General features: G+C 43.0%; 27 protein-coding genes and 1 pseudogene. 5 read left to right on the plus strand and 23 right to left on the minus strand.

Annotated features, from left to right (window positions below):
- Positions 1-69 precede the first annotated feature (69 nt).
- The 9 genes from IGK85_RS11405 to IGK85_RS11445 all read right to left on the minus strand — a co-directional run bounded on the left by IGK85_RS11405 (position 70) and on the right by IGK85_RS11445 (position 8,463).
- On the minus strand, positions 70-921 hold the full coding sequence (locus tag IGK85_RS11405) for a helix-turn-helix domain-containing protein (RefSeq protein ID WP_008379085.1): 852 nt from the start codon (positions 919-921) through the stop codon (positions 70-72).
- Positions 922-986: 65 nt separating this feature from the next.
- Positions 987-1,709 carry a deoxynucleoside kinase gene (locus tag IGK85_RS11410; protein WP_008379087.1) on the minus strand — a complete coding sequence of 241 codons (723 nt, stop codon included), beginning with the start codon at positions 1,707-1,709 and terminating at the stop codon, positions 987-989.
- A 16-nt stretch (positions 1,710-1,725) separates the two neighbouring features.
- Positions 1,726-2,166, minus strand: a complete 441-nt coding sequence (locus tag IGK85_RS11415) for a nucleoside 2-deoxyribosyltransferase (RefSeq protein ID WP_005234647.1) — start codon at positions 2,164-2,166, stop codon at positions 1,726-1,728.
- Positions 2,163-2,741 carry an LOG family protein gene (locus IGK85_RS11420; protein ID WP_008379089.1) on the minus strand — a complete coding sequence of 193 codons (579 nt, stop codon included), beginning with the start codon at positions 2,739-2,741 and terminating at the stop codon, positions 2,163-2,165. Before IGK85_RS11420 ends, IGK85_RS11415 begins: the two co-directional genes overlap by 4 nt.
- Positions 2,742-3,064: 323 nt before the next feature.
- The gene (locus tag IGK85_RS11425; RefSeq protein WP_008379091.1) at positions 3,065-3,472 is read right to left on the minus strand and encodes a helix-turn-helix domain-containing protein; all 408 of its coding nucleotides are present in this window, start codon (positions 3,470-3,472) and stop codon (positions 3,065-3,067) included.
- A 246-nt stretch (positions 3,473-3,718) separates the two neighbouring features.
- Positions 3,719-4,942 (minus strand): amidohydrolase family protein, encoded by a 1,224-nt coding sequence (locus tag IGK85_RS11430; protein ID WP_008379093.1) that lies wholly within the window; start codon positions 4,940-4,942, stop codon positions 3,719-3,721.
- Between the two features lie 16 nt (positions 4,943-4,958).
- Positions 4,959-6,320 (minus strand): hypothetical protein, encoded by a 1,362-nt coding sequence (locus IGK85_RS11435; protein ID WP_005225442.1) that lies wholly within the window; start codon positions 6,318-6,320, stop codon positions 4,959-4,961.
- A 348-nt stretch (positions 6,321-6,668) separates the two neighbouring features.
- The gene (msrA, locus tag IGK85_RS11440; protein WP_035006687.1) at positions 6,669-7,592 is read right to left on the minus strand and encodes a peptide-methionine (S)-S-oxide reductase MsrA; all 924 of its coding nucleotides are present in this window, start codon (positions 7,590-7,592) and stop codon (positions 6,669-6,671) included.
- A gap of 325 nt (positions 7,593-7,917) precedes the next feature.
- Positions 7,918-8,463: a cysteine hydrolase family protein gene (locus IGK85_RS11445; protein ID WP_035006689.1), complete on the minus strand. Its 546-nt coding sequence runs from the start codon at positions 8,461-8,463 to the stop codon at positions 7,918-7,920.
- A 120-nt stretch (positions 8,464-8,583) separates the two neighbouring features.
- Between IGK85_RS11445 and IGK85_RS11450 the strand changes: the two genes are divergently transcribed.
- Positions 8,584-8,991 carry an Lrp/AsnC family transcriptional regulator gene (locus tag IGK85_RS11450; RefSeq protein ID WP_008379099.1) on the plus strand — a complete coding sequence of 136 codons (408 nt, stop codon included), beginning with the start codon at positions 8,584-8,586 and terminating at the stop codon, positions 8,989-8,991.
- 39 nt (positions 8,992-9,030) lie between these two features.
- A pseudogene (locus IGK85_RS11455) lies at positions 9,031-9,291 on the plus strand (hypothetical protein); the annotation flags it as partial.
- Positions 9,292-9,306: 15 nt separating this feature from the next.
- On the opposite strand, the gene IGK85_RS11460 reads toward IGK85_RS11455, so the two are convergent.
- From IGK85_RS11460 to rlmH, 7 genes are all read right to left on the minus strand, one after another.
- A complete protein-coding gene (locus IGK85_RS11460) occupies positions 9,307-9,657 on the minus strand; it encodes a type II toxin-antitoxin system PemK/MazF family toxin (protein ID WP_008379101.1) in 351 nt (116 codons plus the stop codon).
- On the minus strand, positions 9,651-9,941 hold the full coding sequence (locus tag IGK85_RS11465) for an AbrB/MazE/SpoVT family DNA-binding domain-containing protein (protein ID WP_016621415.1): 291 nt from the start codon (positions 9,939-9,941) through the stop codon (positions 9,651-9,653). The genes IGK85_RS11460 and IGK85_RS11465 overlap by 7 nt, the downstream gene beginning before the upstream one ends.
- A 259-nt stretch (positions 9,942-10,200) precedes the next feature.
- Positions 10,201-10,368 carry a PTS glucose transporter subunit IIA gene (locus tag IGK85_RS11470; protein ID WP_016621416.1) on the minus strand — a complete coding sequence of 56 codons (168 nt, stop codon included), beginning with the start codon at positions 10,366-10,368 and terminating at the stop codon, positions 10,201-10,203.
- A gap of 345 nt (positions 10,369-10,713) precedes the next feature.
- Positions 10,714-10,812 (minus strand): type I toxin-antitoxin system Fst family toxin, encoded by a 99-nt coding sequence (locus IGK85_RS11475; RefSeq protein WP_074534955.1) that lies wholly within the window; start codon positions 10,810-10,812, stop codon positions 10,714-10,716.
- Positions 10,813-10,899: 87 nt separating this feature from the next.
- Positions 10,900-11,658 carry a type I methionyl aminopeptidase gene (gene map / locus IGK85_RS11480; RefSeq protein ID WP_005234612.1) on the minus strand — a complete coding sequence of 253 codons (759 nt, stop codon included), beginning with the start codon at positions 11,656-11,658 and terminating at the stop codon, positions 10,900-10,902.
- A gap of 42 nt (positions 11,659-11,700) precedes the next feature.
- On the minus strand, positions 11,701-12,438 hold the full coding sequence (truA, locus tag IGK85_RS11485; RefSeq protein WP_005225435.1) for a tRNA pseudouridine(38-40) synthase TruA: 738 nt from the start codon (positions 12,436-12,438) through the stop codon (positions 11,701-11,703).
- Between the two features lie 65 nt (positions 12,439-12,503).
- Positions 12,504-12,983 carry a 23S rRNA (pseudouridine(1915)-N(3))-methyltransferase RlmH gene (gene rlmH, locus IGK85_RS11490; protein ID WP_008379108.1) on the minus strand — a complete coding sequence of 160 codons (480 nt, stop codon included), beginning with the start codon at positions 12,981-12,983 and terminating at the stop codon, positions 12,504-12,506.
- Between the two features lie 373 nt (positions 12,984-13,356).
- Here rlmH and IGK85_RS11495 point away from each other — a divergent pair, with 373 nt between their 5' ends.
- Positions 13,357-14,661: a S1C family serine protease gene (locus IGK85_RS11495; RefSeq protein ID WP_008379110.1), complete on the plus strand. Its 1,305-nt coding sequence runs from the start codon at positions 13,357-13,359 to the stop codon at positions 14,659-14,661.
- A gap of 67 nt (positions 14,662-14,728) precedes the next feature.
- Here the strand turns inward: IGK85_RS11495 and ytpR are convergent, their stop codons facing one another.
- The 4 genes from ytpR to pepA all read right to left on the minus strand — a co-directional run bounded on the left by ytpR (position 14,729) and on the right by pepA (position 17,619).
- Positions 14,729-15,343, minus strand: a complete 615-nt coding sequence (ytpR, locus tag IGK85_RS11500) for a YtpR family tRNA-binding protein (RefSeq protein WP_005234600.1) — start codon at positions 15,341-15,343, stop codon at positions 14,729-14,731.
- A 272-nt stretch (positions 15,344-15,615) separates the two neighbouring features.
- Complete coding sequence (locus IGK85_RS11505; RefSeq protein WP_008379114.1) at positions 15,616-16,077, minus strand: universal stress protein; 462 nt, start codon at positions 16,075-16,077, stop codon at positions 15,616-15,618.
- Positions 16,078-16,089: 12 nt separating this feature from the next.
- Positions 16,090-16,410, minus strand: coding sequence for a thioredoxin family protein (locus IGK85_RS11510; RefSeq protein WP_008379116.1), 321 nt, complete (start codon positions 16,408-16,410; stop codon positions 16,090-16,092).
- Positions 16,411-16,542: 132 nt separating this feature from the next.
- Positions 16,543-17,619, minus strand: a complete 1,077-nt coding sequence (gene pepA / locus IGK85_RS11515) for a glutamyl aminopeptidase (RefSeq protein WP_034872382.1) — start codon at positions 17,617-17,619, stop codon at positions 16,543-16,545.
- 292 nt (positions 17,620-17,911) lie between these two features.
- Here pepA and IGK85_RS11520 point away from each other — a divergent pair, with 292 nt between their 5' ends.
- A complete protein-coding gene (locus tag IGK85_RS11520) occupies positions 17,912-18,256 on the plus strand; it encodes a peptidase (RefSeq protein WP_005234590.1) in 345 nt (114 codons plus the stop codon).
- A gap of 60 nt (positions 18,257-18,316) precedes the next feature.
- Here the strand turns inward: IGK85_RS11520 and IGK85_RS11525 are convergent, their stop codons facing one another.
- The 3 genes from IGK85_RS11525 to IGK85_RS11535 form a co-directional block, all read right to left on the minus strand.
- Positions 18,317-19,351, minus strand: coding sequence for a hypothetical protein (locus tag IGK85_RS11525; RefSeq protein WP_008379124.1), 1,035 nt, complete (start codon positions 19,349-19,351; stop codon positions 18,317-18,319).
- Positions 19,352-19,428: 77 nt separating this feature from the next.
- A complete protein-coding gene (locus IGK85_RS11530; protein WP_005225423.1) occupies positions 19,429-19,830 on the minus strand; it encodes an Ohr family peroxiredoxin in 402 nt (133 codons plus the stop codon).
- Between the two features lie 181 nt (positions 19,831-20,011).
- Positions 20,012-20,260 (minus strand): GlsB/YeaQ/YmgE family stress response membrane protein, encoded by a 249-nt coding sequence (locus IGK85_RS11535; protein WP_005225422.1) that lies wholly within the window; start codon positions 20,258-20,260, stop codon positions 20,012-20,014.
- A gap of 425 nt (positions 20,261-20,685) precedes the next feature.
- Here IGK85_RS11535 and IGK85_RS11540 point away from each other — a divergent pair, with 425 nt between their 5' ends.
- Complete coding sequence (locus IGK85_RS11540) at positions 20,686-20,907, plus strand: hypothetical protein (protein WP_237714956.1); 222 nt, start codon at positions 20,686-20,688, stop codon at positions 20,905-20,907.
- Positions 20,908-20,913: the final 6 nt, after the last annotated feature.

A 20,913-nucleotide genomic window follows, 5' to 3' on the forward strand; every position in this document is an offset into this window, starting at 1 on the left:
CCCTTCGTCGAAAGGACTGCTAGTTATCAAGCATTTGAGCAACAAAACTTTTTTGTCGAAAATATATTTTTAATCAATCGTTTCTTCGACCGCTTTTAAATGCGCCAGTAATTTTACATTTTTATTGATTTTGGCATACGCTCGTGCATCGTGTAACATTTCCAAAATTGTTTCTTTCGGCTGTTGTTCACGAATGGCATTTTCGGTCAGTTGGGCTGCCGCGCGAGCCAAGTAGTAGGTCAAATGATTGTCGGAACAAATCGCCAACACATAATTCAACAAGGTATCACTAGTTTCCAAATCATCGACTTTGGCATAAAAGACGCCGCAATGAAAGACGATGTTCAACACCCGCCACGTGTCTTCGATCGTTTTGATCGGATAGGTATAAATTTTCTCAAAGACCTTCGTCACATAAAACTCGGCCTTTGCCCATTCTTCTTCTCTGGCATACACCAAACCGATCCCCGTATACGCTAAGAGATCAAACAATTCCTCCGCCGTTTCATTCATCAATAACTGATCGAATTGAAACAGGACATCGGTAATCGCCGCTTCATTAAAAATCATTTCAAAGCCTTTTAAATAATCATATTGCGCTTTTAAAGCTGGTTCATCGATCAACTTCACTTCGATTTGACTTAACAATGCAGCCAACTGTTCATACTCGCTCGTGATCAAGTAGAATTCGGCTTTGCCCAATTCTTCTTTGATTTTGGTCGTTGCGACATTCATGGAAGAAAACAAGTCGACCAATGGCAAGCCGATCCGATTACACAATTTGATCAAAATTTTGAGGGACGGTGCTTGACCGTTGTTTTCAAATTTACTCAAAGTGGCTTGCGTACAGATTCCTTCCGAAAGTTCTTGCTGCGAGAAGCCCGCCTGTTTCCTCGCTTCAATAAATCGTTCAACATTCATCGCCTTGCTCCCTCCCATTGTCGATAAGACACTTGTTTTTTTCGTAAGCTGTCTCAACTGCTGGGTCAGCTTGTCACAGATGCTGCGTTTTTCTTAGAAAAATCACCTTTTGCGATGGCTTTGTCCGTACAATAGTGGCCTTTGCCATGGGTCTGACGGACTTCTGCCAATTTTTCTTGGATCATCTCGAGGATCACCATGAGGTTGTCTTCATTGGCAACAAAGTCCAATTGATCCCCATCAATTTGCATTTTCGGACAAACGTCAAAGTTTTCATACCATTCATCGTATCGCTGATTCAATTCTTTGTAATAGTCGTACAATGTCGGATCATTGGCAATTTGTTCATAGGAACGACCACGTTTATTGATCCGTTCGATCATCGTATTCAAGGAAACCTTGATATGAACCATTAAATCTGGATGTTTCAACGGCGACGATTCTTCCAATTCCCGCAGCATCGTATTCAACAGGTTATCGTATTGTTCGACCTCCATCGGTGCGATTCGACCTAGATCCGCATTTAGATGAAACATCAAACTGTCCTCATAGATGGAGCGATCAATGACATTGTCATCATTCGACAAAGCTTCTCGCATCCCTAAAAAACTTTTGTTTAAGAAAAAAATCTGCAATAAAAAGGCGTATCGTTCTGGATTGGAATAAAACAATGGCAGAACATCGTTGTCCTCCACGTTTTCATAAAAAGGCTTCGACGCCATTTCCTTCGATAAAAAATCAGTCAAACTGCTTTTTCCTGCCCCGATCGTACCTGCGATTAATAACACATTCATCCATCCTTTATTAAATATAGTCACCGACAAATGCTCGGTGCGCCATCTTTTCAAAATCATACGCTGTTCGTGCCGTCAAATCAGTCAAATACGCTTGTACCGACTCCGTCAACATCAGATTGACCGCCGCGGCTTTTTCCTGAAAAGCGATCACTGGTTTATTTAGTACGTGTGCTGCGCCGATTTCAAAGGCTGTTCCCGGATCAGTGATTCCTTCATGGTAATCCAAAACGGCAACGACGACGTCGGCTCGTGTCAATTCCAGCACGTCTTTTTCAAAAATTTCTCTCGTCCATTCCGGTGTATTGGGTTCAGATGAACCTTCTTGATACAGGCGCGGCGAATAGACCGCCAAAGGCTGTGGGTTTTCAGCTAAACTGCATTCTACCTGTTTGAGTCGTGCGACTTGTTCGTTTGAAAAAAACGGTCCAGCTAAATAGACATGCTTCATCCTGCCAAGCACTCCTTTCCTGACCCCTTCGCCGCCAATCGTTGGATCAACGACTCAACGTCAGATAGGAAAAAGAGCGTTTCCGGCAGTTCAGCCCAAGCAAAGCTGGAAGCTTCAAACATTTTTAGCAGTGGCTTCAGTCCATCCTTCAAGCCTTCGTTCATCAACACACCGATTGGCTTGACTGGCAATTTCCCAAGAGTCATAAAAGAGCATATTGATGACAACTCCTCTAGTGTACCAAATCCACCAGGTAATACAAGGTAGGCATCGCTCATTTCCAGCAATTGTTGTGTTTGCTCCTCCCTCGTATCCGTATAGAACTCGGTGTATGTGCTTGATCCAGTGACGATTGGCGGCAAATCTTCTGCAAAGGAACCTGATGGATAGATCCCCGTCACTGCGCCTTCTTTTTCAAAGACCCCATTAACGATCTCCCTCATCAAGCCAGCCAAAGGGGCGCAATAAATCAACTCGATGTGATTTTTTGCTAAGGCATTGCCGATGGCACGAGCGGTCTTTGCCAACTTTTCCTCATTTTCTAAACGGGTACCGCAAAATACAGTTACTCTCAAAAACAACAGCTCCTTCTTCACTACACCTGCTATTTTACACAATCTATTAAAAAAGTAAATACTACATATTGTGCTTTATTTAGATAAAAATCGATCTATTCACTATATATTGTATATATCCGTTTACATCTTTTCGCTTTCCCTTAAACGTTACAAACTTTGAAAATAGCAGATAAGAAAAAACAGAATCAGCTTCCATCGATTGCCTCAGTCCTCTTTCATCCCACATAAAAAAACACGATGCAGGTAGGCTCGTGTTTTTTTATCCATCACTTTTTTTCTCTTGTCCAAGCAAAATTTAGCAAAAAACTGTATAAAAAAAATTATTTTTCTTCAGTAGCTGCTTTCAGTTTTTCCAAATCCTCTTGCTCGACAAAAAAGGTCACTTCTCCTGTTTCTAAATCGACGGATGCTTTGACTTCAACCCCTCGTGGGAAAAACTTGCTGGCATCGGTCTCGATTTTCAAACGCATCGTTCCATCTTTCAATCCAGCACCATAGGTCATCGTACGAAAGTTCTTTTTCATTCCTGCTCGCTCCTTTTTTAATAGCTCATCGACACTGCACCCATAAAGGGTACTCAGTTTTAATAAATTCAAACTGTCTGGGACCGTCTTGCCGGTTTCCCAATTTGAGATCGATGTGCGGGTCACTAAAATTTTTGTTGCTACTTCTTCTTGGCTCATTTGTTGTGTGACTCGATGGTTCTTTAGTGCTTCCCCAATCGTCATCTTGGCCTCCTTCTTCTACCTTAACGCAGACCTGCTGTGATTGCTGCTCAAATCCATTGATATTACGGCATTGTCAAACAGTTTTGACAGGTTTTTCTTAAACGAACTCTCCGTGATAGCGGTTTTCTTTCTATCATAGATGAAAAAAGAACAAATGACTAGAAAATGATTTTTTTATCTCGACTATATTACTACAAAAAAAGTAGCACGAATAAATCGTACTACTTAAGAAAACATGACCTGTTGCTAACGGTGGATCGTCACTTCTTTTTTGACTTCCACGGTGATGCGGCCATTTTTGATGACCACTAAACGTTCAGGAATATCGATCAGCACATCGGCTTTTCTCTGGGTATCTAAAAGAATCAAATCTGCGCGGTTGCCAACAGCGATCCCATAGTCTTTGATATTTAATGCTTTGGCGGTATTGGTCGTAATCATTGGCAAGACTGTCGGCAGGTCATCGGCGCCGCCTAAATGCGCCACTGGCACAGCCAACATAGCGATTTGAATCAAATCACCGTTGCCATAGGGCGTAAAGGCGTTACGAATATTGTTGCTGCCTAAGCAAATATTCACACCGGCATCACGTAATTTGCGAATCGGCGTAACGGCACGACGAACGTTGTAGGCATCGTTTCTAGCACCTAAGTGTAAGTCGGTCGCAGGCAACGGCATCACATTGATTTGGGCTTTGACCATCAAATCGATAACTTCTGCCAGCTGATCCGGTTCCATAGCGTGCAGCGCAGTCAAATGTCCTACAGATACCCGACCTTGGTAGCCTTCTGCGATGGTTTTTTCACACAAGTAGACGATCGATGTATCGTCTGCTTCGTCAGCAAAATCCTGATGCAAGTCAATGTCTTTGTCAAATTGTTTGGCGATCTCAAAGATCAAGTCGATGTGTTCATTGGCTGGCGCATCATTGTAAGGAATGCCGCCCACGACATCGGCGCCTTTTTCCATCGCTTCAATCATCATTTTATCCGTTCCGGGTGCTTTAAAAATTCCTTCTTGCGGAAAGGCAACGACCTGAATGTCGATCAGGTCTCGGTATTCTTCTTTTAAGCGCATGATGGTGTCAAACCCAGTGAAGCCTTGCGCCGGATCAAATTCGGCATGGGTGCGAACAGCAGTCGTGCCATGTACGATCAGCATTTCTAATGCACGTTTCGCTCGATCATAAATATCTTCTTCGGTAAAAGTCGGTTTGAGCTTTGCCGTAACTTGGATCGCTTCTTGTAATGTACCTGAATTATTAGGTTCACGATCGGCAATCAAGGCTTTGTCTAAGTGGATATGGCTTTCGATCAATCCGGGGATCACCACTTTGCCTTTCGCCTCAATCGTTGTTGCTGCTGATTCTTCAATGTTGGGTGCAACTGCGGTGATTTTTCCTTCTGAAATTGCAATGTCTACTAATTCTGCATCGTCTTCAAGACGTGCTTGCTTGATCAATAAATCCATGTTTTCCTCCTATCCATCAGCCAAACACTAAGCCGATGACTAATAATAATACGGCTGCTAAACTCAACCACTTCACGTTTCCTTTGACTACATCCAGAATCGGAATTTGGAAACCAGAAGATAAAGCTTGCATCGTAATGTTGACGAAACTCATTTGACTGCCGAGGCCAACCCCCATCGTTACAAAGCCAAGAGCTAAGACTGGGAAGCCTAATGAAACGGCAACTGGTAGCACGAGTGTTAAAACGGAGCCGACATAGGCACCTGCGGGAATCCCAATCAAGACACCCGTCAAGATCGCCACGGGAACGACGATCGCTGCGGGGGCATTTTGTGCCGCACCTGCAATTACAGCAAACGTCCCAGTTTCAGCGATCACGTTGATGAAGGCTAAAAAGATCCCCACTTGGAACAAGCGGGTCAAAATATACGTCGATCCGTCCACCATCGCTTCCACCGATTGATTCATGGAAAAGTCGGTACAAACAAAAATCAACGCTAACGTGACCACCATATAAACTAGCGGTGTAAAGAGGACAAAGCCGATCAGGTCATTGATCAACGGACCAAAGATGACCGCAAAAAGCAAGAAGATCGCAGGCAGTGTCGTTTTGAACAACTCGCCATTGCTTTTGTTTTCATACTCTTGGTTGGCTGATTCTTTGAAGCCTAGATGACGACGCTTGGTCCCGAAGAATGCCAATAAAATCGCCAAACCAACGAATAACAACCAAAATGGGCGCATTTGATCGACGTAAGAAGCGACACTAAAACCGCCTAGTTCAGACACGATACTAGATTCCAAAGAGGCAGGAGAAGTCGTAAAGGAGACAGCTGCCGCCAACGACATCGCTGCGATCAATTCGGGTACCACCCCAACTGCCGCAAATGCTAACGGTGCGATCACCATTGCACTCCCGCCGCCGATCCCAGACATATAAGTCGCTGCTGCCAATAAGATGACAATAAAACCAGCCACATATTCCACTTTTCCTTTGGTCCCTCTTTTGGCTAAGGTTAAGGCCGCCGTATAACTGCCCGCTTTGAAGACCGCCATCGCTACAGCGGAATTGATGATTGGCACCGTAATACTCAACATCGTCGGAATAGCTTCCAACAGTTGCGAATTGGCTTCAGCTAAACTGATCCCGCCAATAATCATCGCCAATATCCCAGCAATCAAGCCAGCAATGATCATATCTACTTTTTTAAAGAGTAAAACCAGTACTAACACTAACGGAATCAGTACTAAAAATGCTTTGACTCCAGTTGGTGCAACGATCTCATTGATCGCTTCTGCCGCAAACACTGTTCTTTCTGAAAAGATAAAAAGAATGAGAGCCATAAACAGTGAGACGAACGTTCCCTTTTTTTTCATCACATTTCTCCTAACTTATATGAATCTTCATATAATAAATGTTGTGTTGCTATGGGGTGTTGCTGATTGATTTTTCCGCTGATTTTTCTCTGGTGTTTCCCACCTTCTTTCCTCGAAGAAAGGAACCAAGCAAAAGGAACCTGCTTTTTCGACCTTTTTCGCCACTTTTTCTTTCTCTATTATAATTCTTGTTGTTAACGCTTTCTTTGGACATTATTCTAAAATAAATCTTCGTTTTTTATCCAATTGGCTAAACGCGCAGAAAAAAGCGCGGCCTGTGGAGAAAAGAGCCTTCATTTGATCCTCTGGCCTTTTCTCGGAGCCCCGCTTTTTTGATGTATCTTCTGCCTATGATCGTTTTTCCCCTCGGTTTATCCAGCGTTTCAGTTTATAAAAAAGCATCAGTTGCTTGCGCGCTCGCTTGATCCGCTGGTAGCGCTTGGGCTGCTTCTTGTAAAATGCTTGATGGTAGTTTTCCGCTGGCCAAAAGGGTGCAGCCATACGGATCTCGGTCACGATGGGTTGCTGATAATAACCAGATTGTGCTAGTTCCTTTTTGGCTCGTTGCGCAAGCACTTCTTGCTCAGCAGTCGTATAGAAAATGATTGGACGATAAAAATTGCCGCGATCTTGAAATTGTCCGAAAGCATCTGTCGGGTCTGTCACTTGCCAATACAACTGTAACAAGTCCTGATAGGTGATGATTTTGGGATCAAAAATGATCTCTACTGCTTCGACATGCCCTGTTGTTCCACTTAGTACTTGGTCATACGTCGGATTCGGGACTGTTCCCCCAGTATACCCCGACAAAACGGAAAGAATGCCCGGCTGGTCTTCAAAAGGCTCTACCATACACCAAAAGCAGCCGCCAGCAAAAATAGCCACTTCTTGTGCTTTTCCACCTGTTTCGGTCGGCTCCACGGAAACTTCTGCTGGTTGGGCTTTGCTTGTTTCTTCATTCATTGCCTTTTTCGGTGCTGGCTGGCTGATTGTTTGATAAAACTCGGCGACATTCGGGGTCAGATTGTTTCTCAGTGCCAAAGGACGCAACGACGCTTCTAGTTTTTCCAAAACCCGTCTGGTCTGTTGGTCTTCAAGGCTATTTAACGATTCCTTTTCGTGTTTGCCTGCTTTTTGTTTGGTCGCCAGCTGAGTTTCCAGTGTATTTTTTGCTTGCACCAGTTGTTCTCGTTCCCACTGTCTCGTGCCAGGATGCAAGATCAAATTATAGATTTCTGACAGCCACGCCATCGTTGTTTGCTTCATCACCATTGCCCCTTTGTCTCATGAAGGAGCGGCTCTCGCTCCTTGTTTGGTTGCACTGTACCATAGTTTCGCCGATTCGCCCAATTTGATGCCCAAAAAACGTTCGAGAGAAATCCTCGAACGTTTTTGGCTTTTGTATGGGTTGGTGCGTAATTGGTTCGCATGCATCCTTTGAGGAATCAGCTCAGTATAATTGGTGGGTACGCAACTGGGCATTCATTTTTTTTAGAAACATTGAAGCGGAATGAGATAGGATCGCCAATTTCAAAGAGTGATCAAGAACCACTCAATGCAAATGAACGTTGCCTTTGTTAGTAAATACGCAATTTTTCTACAATCCGTTTAAATAGTCATCGGTTTTCATCACCGTAGAGAAGGTTTCCAACGCCGATAAAAACGCTCGTTGAACAGCTTCCGCAGGAATTTCGTGTGCTTCAAATGTTAATGCTTTCGTTGCCGTGGCATCAGAAATCAGTATGGGCTGATAACCGAGTTCTTTACTAGCTCTTGTGGTTGAATCGATGCACATATGCGTCATCATCCCAGTGATGATAACTTGTTGAACACCTAAAGAGTCTAACGTCTCTTTTAAATTTGTTTCAATGAAGGAGTTAGGAAAGTGCTTTTCGATAATAATAGAAGAATGCGTTGTTTTTAACTGTTCATGCAGCAGTACACCTTTGGTCCCTCGTTCAAAAAAATCAGCTGCTTCTTGATCGTTGATGTGTTGGATATAGATGATCGGGAGTTGCTTTTCGATAAAAGACGCTTCTAGTTTATTTATGTTTGCAAGCGCCTGTTCAGGGGAATGAAGGGCCATTCTTCCTTCTTTAAAATAATCATTTTGGACATCAATAATTACTAAAGCTTTTTTCATAGAATCACCATTTCTTTTCTTATTTGTTATAATCCAGTATAAATACATATGAACCTACAACAAAGTGTCTCTTGAAAAAGATAAAGTCAATTTACTTTCATTATGAAAGGAGGAACCCTTATGGACATCATCGATGAACAAATCCTAGCTATCCTGAAACACAACAGCAAATTATCGAACAAAGAAATCGGCGAAATGGTCCACCTGACGGGACAAGCCGTGGGCAATCGGATCTTGAAATTGCAAGATGAGGGAATCATTCAGCGATTTAGTATTGTAGTAAACTACCCAAGTACGCAATACATCCGGTTTTTTATGGATTCAAATCGCTATACAGCTTTTGAAGCCTTCGTGAATCAATACAAAGAAATTGAGGTCTTTCATAAAGTTTCGGGTCAAGCTTGTTATCTCTTGGTCAGTCATTTTACAGATGTAACCTTCCCTTTATTTATAGAGAGTCTCTCAAAATGGGGCAGGTATAGTGTAGAAACCTTTGTGGCTGACAAACTCAATCATGGGGATGTTTGATGTTAGCGGCTGTGGGCTAGTCCTCCATTCATTAGATTCCTTGATAAATTTATCGAAGACTCAATCGTCGAAATTTTGGCAATGATGCCTAGCAGCAGCGTGCCGAATTCAAACATCGCCAAGCATAAAGTATTAAGACTGCTAGTGCAAACACAAAAGCGCCCCCATTGCCTTGTTTATAAAAGTATCGTTCAGGATCACGGGAATAGAGCTAGTATCTTAAAGATTGCAATGGAGTATAATGTTACGAGACAAAGCGTTTATAGAATAAAAGAAAACAGCATGGTCAACATCGATTAGATGATCATGCTGTTTTTATCTACTTACTTTTTGAAATACTGTTCTAACTTTTATCAATAACTCATCAACCAAGTGCTCATGCGCTTTTTCCAAAAAAACACATGCTCTGGCTTCATAATCAATTGTCGTTAATTGATCCAACAATACTTTTCCTGTTGTCTTCATTCCATAATCTGGATTAATACTTACATATAACGGATAATTTCTACTTGTACTAGAAATTGGAGCAACGGTGGCAACGTTACTATAATTTGCAATCATGTCATGACTTAAAACAATATAGGGTCTTTTTCCCGTTTGTTCATGTCCAGAACGAGGAGCTGTATCCAATAACAAAATATCCCCTTGTCTAGGTTTTCTTACCATTTTTCATTCCCTACTGCTTCACCTAAATGTTGAATTACCACATGATTTTTCTCAGCAGAGTAATTTTCAAATAACTCTTCAATCGTTAACTCGTTTTCTAAATTTGCTGCTTCGATGATTAGCCGTTTATGTCCGTTTACTTCTTCTTGTATTATCTTCACTTTGTCATCAGTATGAATGCCAAGATACTCCATAATGTACTTTGGCAATCTAAGACCGTTACTATTGCCCCATTTTTTTATAGGTAGCATTTCCATGCGCGACACCTCTTTCTGTATATACATAGTATAACATATATTGCGACAGAGTATATACATAATTATCCTTTTTGGTCGATTCACCTAAATTCATTTAAAAAGAATTGTTCTTACAAGTTTACACTGCTGTGCTAATAAAAATTTGTAGTATACCAAAATGTCAAATTGCAGGACAATGACTGACATAAACGATTTGATTATAACCACGTTGATACACACTTTAGGTATTAACAATATTTGGATGCAAGTAAGTAGTAAACAACAGGGATTGCTGTCCCTCCCCTACTTATTCCTTCATGTGTTCTATATTCGATAGCATAGCTAGTTCGAAAAAATAGTTAACTTTCCCACTAATCAGGGAGCCAACAATTTCTTCAATAGGAATACCTGCAAAACCGTCACCCATGGCTTTATCAGAAAATACTGGGTCGTTTACTTTATCCGAATTTATCACTTACATGTACACCTAATTTAAATTTTTCTCTATTTAAAAAAAAGAGAAAACAATAACTCCCACTATAGACTATTTTTTTCACGGTAATACCTCAAGTGGGGGTTACCATCCATATTTCGGAAAATAGAAGTAGAGGTAATTAAATTTCAAATTTATTAGGTTTTCTTTATCTATTCGAGTGGATATCACGGGTAGTTTTTTATTTTCCCTGTGATATAATAACCTTGCGAAACGATAGAAAGTTTATAGCACTACAGCACAAAGGCGCTCCCTAACCGCGACGAAAGGGAGCGCCTTGTTTATGCTAGTTGCGACTGCTAGCATGTGAGTTGGATAGCAACTTGCTTAGTTATCGTCTTTGTCTTTCTCATCCAACCAGTGAGAAAATAGTTCGATGACTATACCAACAACAATTGGTGCGACAACCAACGATAGATAAATCATATACACTATACCCTCCACAGGGGGAGTAGAAAGTATTCATGTTACGGAAATTACACACAGTTATTTTTCAAAGACATTAAGTGATGTTCACGTTTCTTCCTTTTGCAACGTCATGATGACTGGACCTTCTTTGGTGATGGCGATCGAATGTTCATATTGGGCACAATAGCTCCCGTCAATCGTGCGTGCTGTCCAGCCGTTTGGGTCCATCTTCATGCGCCAAGTGCCGGTCGTGATCATCGGTTCGATGGTGATCGTCATGCCCTCTTTCAAACGAATTCCTTTACCAGGTAACCCGAAATGAGGAAAGAATGGTTCTTCATGAATGGTTGGGCCAATGCCGTGAGCAATAAAGTCCCGCACGACACCATACCCTTTTTCTTCAGCGAAGCTTTGTATCGCATAACCAATATCGCCGACTCGGTTGCCAACCTGTGCTTGCTCGATGCCTCTCATCAAGGCTTCTTTCGTTACTTCCATCAGTGCTTGATGTTCTGGCGAAATCTCTCCTACAGCATATGTCCAACAGCTGTCAGAGATTGCTCCTTTGTAATCGACACAAAAATCGACTTTGACGACATCGCCTGATTTTAAAACATATTCTGAAGGGAAACCATGACAAATCTCTTCATTGACACTGATACACGTCGCAAATTCATACCCTTCAAACCCGATTTGCGCGGCTGTTGCCCCTGCAGCTTCTATCTGTTGATGGACAAAGGCGTTGATTTGGTTCGTGGTGATACCGGGAACGATTTTTTCCCGTAGCTGCTCGTGAATACTTGCCAAGATACGACCAGAAGTTTTCATTTGTTCGATCTCTCGTGGGGATTTTAATGTGATCAATAGATGATCTCCTTTCCTTAAATAGCCATTACCATGTTTCTTTTAATAATACACCTCATCTAGAAATAAGCCATGAGAAGGCACTGTTTCACCAGCTGCTTGTCGTACTTTATCGGCTAACACTTGATCGATCACTTCTGGCGGTAGCGTGCCATCGCCAATGGCAATCAGTGTGCCTGTCAAGATTCGGACCATTTTATGCAAAAAGCCGTTGCCTTTGAAGGTAAACCGCAATAGGTCGCCTTCTGGTGTGATAGTGATTTCATCGATTGTGCGCACCGTTGATTTTTTTGATTTTTTCAACGCAGAAAAGCCAATAAAATCATGGGTGCCGATCAACTTCTCAGCCGCTTGCTGCATTTTTTCCAAATCAAGGGGCTGCGGGCAATGAAAACTGGTATTGCGAGCAAAGACCGATGGGATCGCGTTGTTCCAAACATAATAGCTGTATTGCTTGCCTTTAGCGTGATAGCGTGCATGGAATCGTTCAGGCACTTCTTCAATCTTGTTGACAACGATGTCTTGCGGCAAATAGCGGTTAAAGAACTGCTGCATCTCTGGCAAACTCATTTGATGGGTCGTCTTGAAATTTGCCACTTGTCCTCGAGCATGCGTGCCCGCATCGGTTCTACCAGAACCCACGATCTCAATTTCTTCTCCCGTCAATAATTTGATGACCCCTTCAACTTTTTCTTGGATCGTTTTTTCAGAATCTCCTAGTCGTTGCCACCCTAAGTAGCGCTTGCCGTCATATTCAATCGTTAATTTGATATTTCGCATGGTTGTTGCTCCTTTTTACCGGTAGTACCGGTGGTTAATTTTTTCTATTATACTGCTTAAGATATTTACTTATGATACGGCGCTCCCGTATTGATTCGATACGCGCGATAAATCTGCTCCAATAAGATCAGTTTCATGAGTTGGTGGGGGTAGGTCATTTTGCCAAAGGAGATTTTGGCATCACTGCGAGTCATGACTTCTTGGCTTAAGCCTAGGGAGCCGCCGATGACGAAGGTCAGTTGGCTTTTTCCTTGGATGCCGAGTTGATCGATTTGTTTGGCGAAGGCTTCGCTGGTGGGATTGGTGCCTTCGATTGCTAAGGCAAAGACATATTCGGTGTCTTTGATTTTGGCTAAAATGCGCTGGCCTTCTTTTTCTTTGATTTGCAGCATTTGGGCTTCACTCAAGGTTTCTGGCGCTTTTTCATCTGGTACTTCGACAAACTCAAGCTTTGCGTATGCCCCCAATCGTTTGGCGTACTCGTTGATTCCTTGAACGAGGTACTTTTCTTTTAGTTTTCCTACTGTGACGATTTTGATTTTCATAGGTTCCTCCTCGTTATCCCCTTATTTTATGAAAATGTGGACAATGCTATCCACAACCTTTTACACACTTTGACTTTCTTTGAAATTCTTCTATCTTATCTATAAAACTGGGACAATTCAATGATTTCTTCATCCACCCAACCAACCCCATCAAGATTGTCCACACACTGTGGATAAAAAAACCTTTGCTCCTCCCCAGATTTCTCTGCTATTTTTATTCAAAAATGAACGGGTCTTGCGAAGAAAATTTCATCGTTTGAAACAGATTCTTACGCAACTTCTTCATATTTTTTTCAAAATCTCTTAGTAGACTAATCTCAGATAGAAGGAATATACTGATTATAACGAATTATTCATTAAGGGGGAAATAGTAATGGCAAGAAAATATGTCACACCAGGTAAGAAAACTTCTCCTGGTTTATTAAAACGATTAGGTATTGGGATTTTAGGCGGTATGGTCGGCGGATTATTGACCTTCGGCGGTCTGTATCTGGCAATGGGTTCATCCTTGACTTCAACACCAGAAACCACGACCAACAGCGGGGTCCAAGATTCTAACGGACAAACACAAGTATCTAATGTCAAACTTGATGTGACCAGCGATGTCACTGAAGCAGTTGAAAAAGTACAAGATTCCGTCGTTTCCATCATTAATTTACAACAAAGTCAAAGCAACGATTGGAACAGCCTCTTTGGTCAGCAAGGTGGACAAAGTGAAGGCGATAGCCAAAGCGAAGACGACAGCGCCTTAGAAGCTTCTTCTGAAGGGAGTGGGGTCATCTACAAAATCGATGGCGACGATGCCTATGTCGTAACCAACAACCACGTAGTTGAAGGTCAAGATGGTTTGGAAGTTGTCTTAGCAGATGGTACAAAAGTCAAAGCTGAATTGGTAGGTACCGATTCTTACACAGACTTAGCCGTCTTAAAAATCTCTTCTGAAAAAGTTACAACTGCCGCAACATTTGGCGATTCAAGTGCCTTGAAAGTCGGCGAACCAGCAATCGCGATCGGTTCTCCTCTAGGCTCTGACTATGCAAACTCTGTGACACAAGGGATCGTGTCTTCCTTGAATCGTCAAGTAACAAGCCAAAACGAATCTGGTGGTACGATCAGTATCAATGCGATCCAAACGGATGCGGCGATCAACCCAGGGAACTCAGGTGGTCCACTGATCAACGTTGATGGTCAAGTGATTGGGATCAACTCAAGTAAAATCGCCAGCACCTCGGGCTCTGCTTCAGGCGTTAGTGTCGAAGGGATGGGCTTTGCGATCCCAAGTAACGATGTCGTTGAAATCATCAATCAACTAGAAGCAGACGGCAAAGTGGTTCGCCCTGCACTAGGGATCCAAACGATTGATTTAGGTTCAATCACATCACAACAACAAGAACAAATCTTGAAAGTTCCTTCATCTGTAACTTCAGGCGTTGTGATCTACTCAGTCAACAATGCAACACCAGCAGAACAAGCAGGATTGCAACAATATGACGTTATCACGAAAATCGATGATACAGAAGTCAGCACCACAACGGATCTGCAATCTGCGTTGTACAAACACAAAGTCGGTGACACGATCACTGTAACCTTCTATCGTGGCGATGAAGAAAAAACAGCAGAAGTAAAACTTTCCGTTGATACATCGATCAACGAACAATCAACAGACAGCAGCAACTAATCACCAAAACCAATCGAAACAATCAAAAAATGAACTGCCGCAAAAACAGGAAGCGGCAGTTCATTTTTTAGGCTTTACCGACTGGAAAAGCTTCACCTACAACGGCATCTTGAGGCAGCTCAAGGATGCCTTTTTTCATTGGGGCACCTTCTAAATGTAGTTCTTTAGCAGAACAGATCATTCCGAAGCTTTCTACGCCACGAAGTGTCCCCGGCCAAATCATCAAGCCATCCGGCATCATTGCGCCAGGTTTTGCGACAACGACTTTCAATCCTTTACGAATATTGGCAGCGCCACAGACGATTTGCAAGACTTTCCCATCTCCAACTTCTGTTTCCGTGATAGAAAGATGGTCGCTGTCTGGATGTTCTACACAAGATTTCACATAGCCAACGACGATTTTTGGTTCCGTATCTGCAGGCAGTTCTTCGCTGAATCCTGCTTCTTTGATCATGGTGTTCAATTGTTGGATTTGTTCTTTCGTCAACGTCACTTGACCACGGCCTTCGATCGTCATCACTTCTGAGATCGCAAAAAAGTTCCAGCCAACGATCGTACCTTCTTCATTTTTGATTTGGGCAACATTGCCTTTGCGTTCGACGGTTTGTTCTAATCCTTTATCATCTGCTGTGATGGCAAGCAGTGTATCACTGACATATTCTTTGTTATAAGCAAAAATCACGTTTTTTCCTCCTTAGGTACTTACACATTCCGCCCATAATCTTATCAAATTTTTCGGCATCCGTCATGGAATTTCTTTATTTTCCTTGAAATTCTAGTTATTTTCAAAGACAAAAAAGCCTGAAAACCAGCTACTGCTCATTTGCTAAAGACAATGCTTCACTAGCGAGCAAAACCGCTGGTTCTCAGGAACTTCCTTTTGTCACTTGTTACTACCATGCAAACTATGGAAAAGAACACGGCAACGACAAGCTTATTTTTTCCAAAATGACCTTACGCTTTGGTTTCTTCGGGTGATACGATCAGCACGTCGCACCGGGCTTCACGGATAACGAAGCTGGCGACACTCCCCATCATGAAGCGTTCCACGGCGTTCAGCCCGGATTGCCCCACCATGATCAAATCGATGTCGTATTGATCCGGTAATTGGGTGGCAAGGGCGTCTTTGATGGAGCCGTAAGCGACGATGCCTTCTACTAGATCAAAATCCACTGATTTTGCGTAGGCTTTGCAGTCGTCGATCAGATTTTTCGCCGTATCTTTTTCTTGTTCTAAGATGGAACTATCCAAAGGTGCATAGCCCATCATGGTCGGCACTTGCTGATCGATGATCGTTGCAGCATAGACCTTCCCTTGATTTCGACGAGCGACTTCCACTGCTTTTTTGAAGGCTGACATCGCTTGTTCTGAACCATCGATCCCTACTAAAATGTTTTGATATCTTTGTGCTTCCATCTTTTTCCCCTCCTATGCTGATTGTACGCTGGTTAAAAAGGCTTCGATCTCTTCTTTGGTTTTGCGATCCTTGTTGACTAACCGTCCCAGCTCCTTGCCGTCTTCGATAACGACGAGGCTAGGAATACCAAAAATGTTCCATTCAACCGCTACATCCATGTATTCATCACGGTCGACTTCGATAAACTGAAGCGCTGGAAAATCCGCTTCGATCTCAGGCAATTGCGGTTTGATATATCGACAATCGCCACACCAATCGGCGGTGAAAAAGAAGACATTTTTGCCTTTCTCCACATATGTTGCTAACTCTGCTAAATCTTTTGGAATAATCAAATACTCACCACTTTCTTTTCTTTAAGTATACACCTTTCTTTCAGGGACTACCAACTGACATGCTGGTCTCAGAACCCCTGCAGAAAAAAAGAGACAACGGATTGCTGTCTCTTTGCTTTCGTTCGTTCTAGCTTATTGTCCAGCCAAAATCGTATCAACAGTGGAACGATCCAAACCTTTCAAGACTTGAATCACCATTTCCCGTGCCGCTTCAAAATCAGCGATACTGAATAGGGTTTGGTGGGTATGGATGTAACGTCCAGGAACACCGATGACAGAACTTGGGATCCCTTCATTTGCCATGTGTGCTGCACCAGCATCGGTACCACCTTTTGAAACAAAGTATTGGTAAGGAATGTTGTTGCTTTCTGCTGTATCCAACAAGAATTCTTTCATCCGTGGCAACATGATCATGCCTGGATCATAGATTCGCATCAAAGTCCCGGCTCCTAGATGACCAAAGGTGCCATTTTTCGTGACTGTGTCATCTGCTGGCGAACAATCTACTGCAAAGAACAAGTCTGGTTTGAATTTTGTCACAGACGGACGAGAACCCCGTAAGCCGACTTCTTCCTGAACGTTGGCACCAGCAATCAACGTATGGCCTAATGTTTCCTCTTTCAAGGCTTCAAGTGCTTCTAATACGACCGCACAGCCGTAACGGTTGTCCCAAGCTTTCGAGATGATGTTTTTCCCATTGGCTGTTTTGATGGTTTCCACTTGTGGGACGATCGTATCGCCAGGACGTACGCCAAAGCTTTCTGCTTCTTCTTTTGATTCAAAACCAGCATCAAACAAAATATCTGTCACTTCGACATTTTTTTGACCGCTGCTTCCTCGCAACAAATGTGGCGGTACTGAAGAAGAAACGCATGGGTAATCGCCCTTCGCTGTTTTCAATGTAAACCGTTGAGCAGATACCACATAAGGGTTCCATCCACCTAAAGGAGTGACTTTGAATAAGCCGCGATCGGTGATCGTCGTCAATAAGAAACCAACTTCGTCCATGTGAGCAGCTAACATCACTCGTGGTGCATCTGCTTCTTGGTGGTGACGCAAACCGAAGATGCCGCCTAAGCCATCTTGTTGGATTTCATCTACCAATGGAGTCATCGCTTCACGCATATACGCTCGCACGTCGTGTTCAAACCCGCTGGTTCCTTGTAACTCCGTTAGTTCTTTGATGCGTTGAAATGTTTTTTCTTCCATGATCATTCGAGAAACACGTATCGGTTGTTTGCTGCCCCAAAGAAACAAAGCTGCTTTTTTTGAAAAAGCAACGCTTGCTGTTGCTGTGTTTTCCAGCAATTTTTGGGTGAAACAACGGATGTGCTCTCTTCCTCCTTATTCCTACTGATATTCTTTATTATAGCGCAAATTTCTATTGTTGGTTATTTTTCTTATAGAATATTTCTAAACTATGGTAAACTATTGTTAAGAGAACCTGTGCTTTCACCGAGATCAAAACATTCGGGAAAACTTACTTTAGGAGGGACATTAGATGGAGAATGAGCATCCATTGCATTATTTTAAAAATGGACTGACCATCGGTTTAGGTCTTGGCTTTGCAGGAGGGATTTTTTCAACGATCTGGTTGAAGAAAAGGCAAGCCATGAATGCCGATGATGTCTTAGACAATATAAAAGCGGCGTTTATCAAAGAAGGACCGATCGAAGGTTCTTGGATCAATTTCGAAAAACAACCTTTGCGCAAATTTGCGATCACTTCCCAAGGATATACTGGCGGCATCACCCGCACCGAAGACGGACAGCTTGTCACCTATGAATTTTTGGCAGATGCTCATACCGGCACCGTCTTAGATATCCAACGAGCAATCGTGGAATAATTACTGCACTTACGACCAGCTTCTTAAGAGGCTGGTCTTTTTTCTTTTTAAGCAGTGATTTTACTGAAGTAAGGTCGCAAGGTCCAATACCACGACTTCATCGATGCTGCCGCCTTTTTGGCGATACGCCCATGCCCCACTTTCAAACAAGCAGTACAGCTGCCCTTTTTCTACCACGATCTGTTCAAGGTAATGGGGAAACTTGATGCGCCGCAACGCATGTTTGCGGGTCAGCACCGTTGCATCCTTTGAAAAGACCCATAACTCAGCCGACCTTGGTCCAAAGGAACGTGCCAGCAACAAGTATTCAGTGGTAAAGGCGACACTTTGGACTTTCGTGGTGGTGACCCTTCTCTTACGCGGCTTGATGCGAGGAGATGCTTTGCGACCGCTGTCTGAAAGAACAGGCAGCGGATAATTCGCCACCACACCACCGTTTTTCAAGGCAAAGGTCCCTGAGACAAGTTCACCGCTATCGGCTGCCAAATAGGAGCTGTGAGTGATGCCTGCCAATTCGATGACTTGCTGATAAGCGATCGGCTGACTGGTTGCCAAGGAATCATCTTCCAGCAGTGTCTGCAAAGAAACACACGCCACTCGTCCCATTCCTTTCCCAGTGATGGTTAGCCACAGCACTTGCGTTGCTCGATCAAAGACTAATCCGCCGACATGGGGGCGTTTTGGCAGAACCACCGTTTTCAGATGCCGTCCGCTCGTTCTTTCTATTATATAAAGCTGTGAGTGATGTTCCTGCTGCGAACAGTACGCAGAGAGGAACAAATAGTCCTCCGAAACGGCCAACCCTTGTGGAGTCATTGCCTGACACTGATCCGCATGCTTGTACAGCCTCGTTTCTGCTTTCGCCGTTGCCGTCGTTGCAACTGCGGCAGTAGCTTTTTTTAAACCGGGAACCAAAAGGACTGCTTCCCTTTTTGCCCCGGCTGCCAGCCACGCTTTCCGCACGCTGGGATAACGCTTCAGCTGAGCTGCCAGTGCTTGATTGTGGCGCGCATGTCGGTGCTTTTTCAGCCAGTACACCACAAAAAGGCCAACCACAAACACGCCCAAAAGCAGCAAGATCTCTGTTTGTCTCATTGATTGGCCTCCTTGATGAATTCCCTCTTGTCGGCTGATTCATCAGCCGCTTATTGTTTGTCTAGCTGCAATAATGCTTAGACTACTTGTACTTCGACATCAATGTTGCCACGAGTTGCCCGAGAATACGGACAAAAATCATGGGCTTCTTCTGCGATTTTCTCTGCCTCGGCTTTTTCAACGCCTGGTAACGACACTTCTAAAATCACGCCGATTTGGTAACTGCCGTCCTCATGCTGATACAAAGACACTCTTGCTTTAACTTCGGATTCGGATTCGATGTTATGCTCTTTCAGCATATGCTGTACGGCACCGTTGAAACAAGAAGCATAGCCAGCGGCAAATAATTGTTCTGGGTTTGTGCCCTCACTGTGAAGACCCGGTTTGTCGATTTTCAGGTGAAAACTGCCATTTGGTGCTTCGACCTCTCCGACACGTCCGCCTCGATTGATCATCGCTGTTTCATATTGCTTTTTCATTGAACCTCTTCCTTTCTTTTTTTGACCTACTTCAAGTGTAACGACAATTTCCCGATATGACAAAAGGATTGCTTATGCTTCCTTAAAAACAAAAAAGGCAAACCCAGAAAATCTGGATTTGCCTGTCTATTCGAGGTAATTACTACCCGAAATAAATGAATGGAAACAATTGCTGAATGGACTAGCCGTTTGAACGTCCTAAGAAGAATGAAACAACAGCAACTACAATAACCGCACCAATAATTGATGGGACGATTGCCATTCCAGCAAGTGATGGACCCCAAGAACCTAAGATTGCTTGTCCAATAGCTGAACCTACTAAACCTGCAACGATGTTGGCGATCCAACCCATTGATCCACCTTTATTTGTGATAGCTCCGGCGATCAAACCGATAATAGCTCCTACGATTAATACCCATAACCAATGCATATTTTTCTCCTTCTTTCTTTTAAGTAGTTATTACACATATTATGTTACGCTTAATCCCCGTTTTAGACAAAAGATTTGCACTCAATTTGCAAAAAAAAATTTCAAACCTTGTTATATTAACGTTTATCAGTACTTCTTAAGTATCGTTGTAAGAGCTTTAATTCGTTTTTTTTAGTATTGGTGCATTTTTTGAAATCGTTTTATTTTTTATTTTGCATCTTCTTCGCTAAACTGAGGGAGAGCCACTCTCATTTTGTCAGATAATTGGCACTTTTTACTCCTCAGTGCGTTTTAGGACAGCTATCTTTTCAGCACTTCAGCTATTTTTCATTAGGGGACGTTTCGATCGTTGCCGATTGGAAATATCTTCGCAGATTCCCATGTTTGCTTCCAGAGCTCCTAGCGAAGGCGGTACTTATTTGAAAATGACGGGAAAATACACAGAAAAAAACGGTGTGACTGTAGAAGTTCCTGATTTGCCTTACGCGGATTTATTGAGGATTCTAGTCAGTGCCGACTGCAGCTATGCGCTTACAAAATACGATGCCATTTTTTTCTTCCTCTATCATCGCCATCACCATGCTGCCGATTGCCCGACCAATCATTATGACACTGGAGATCTTCTCCTTCCAGTAGCGATGGAATGATTATAT

It is taken from the genome of Enterococcus sp. AZ015, from assembly GCF_050499225.1.
GTDB lineage: Bacteria > Bacillota > Bacilli > Lactobacillales > Enterococcaceae > Enterococcus_D > Enterococcus_D entomosocium.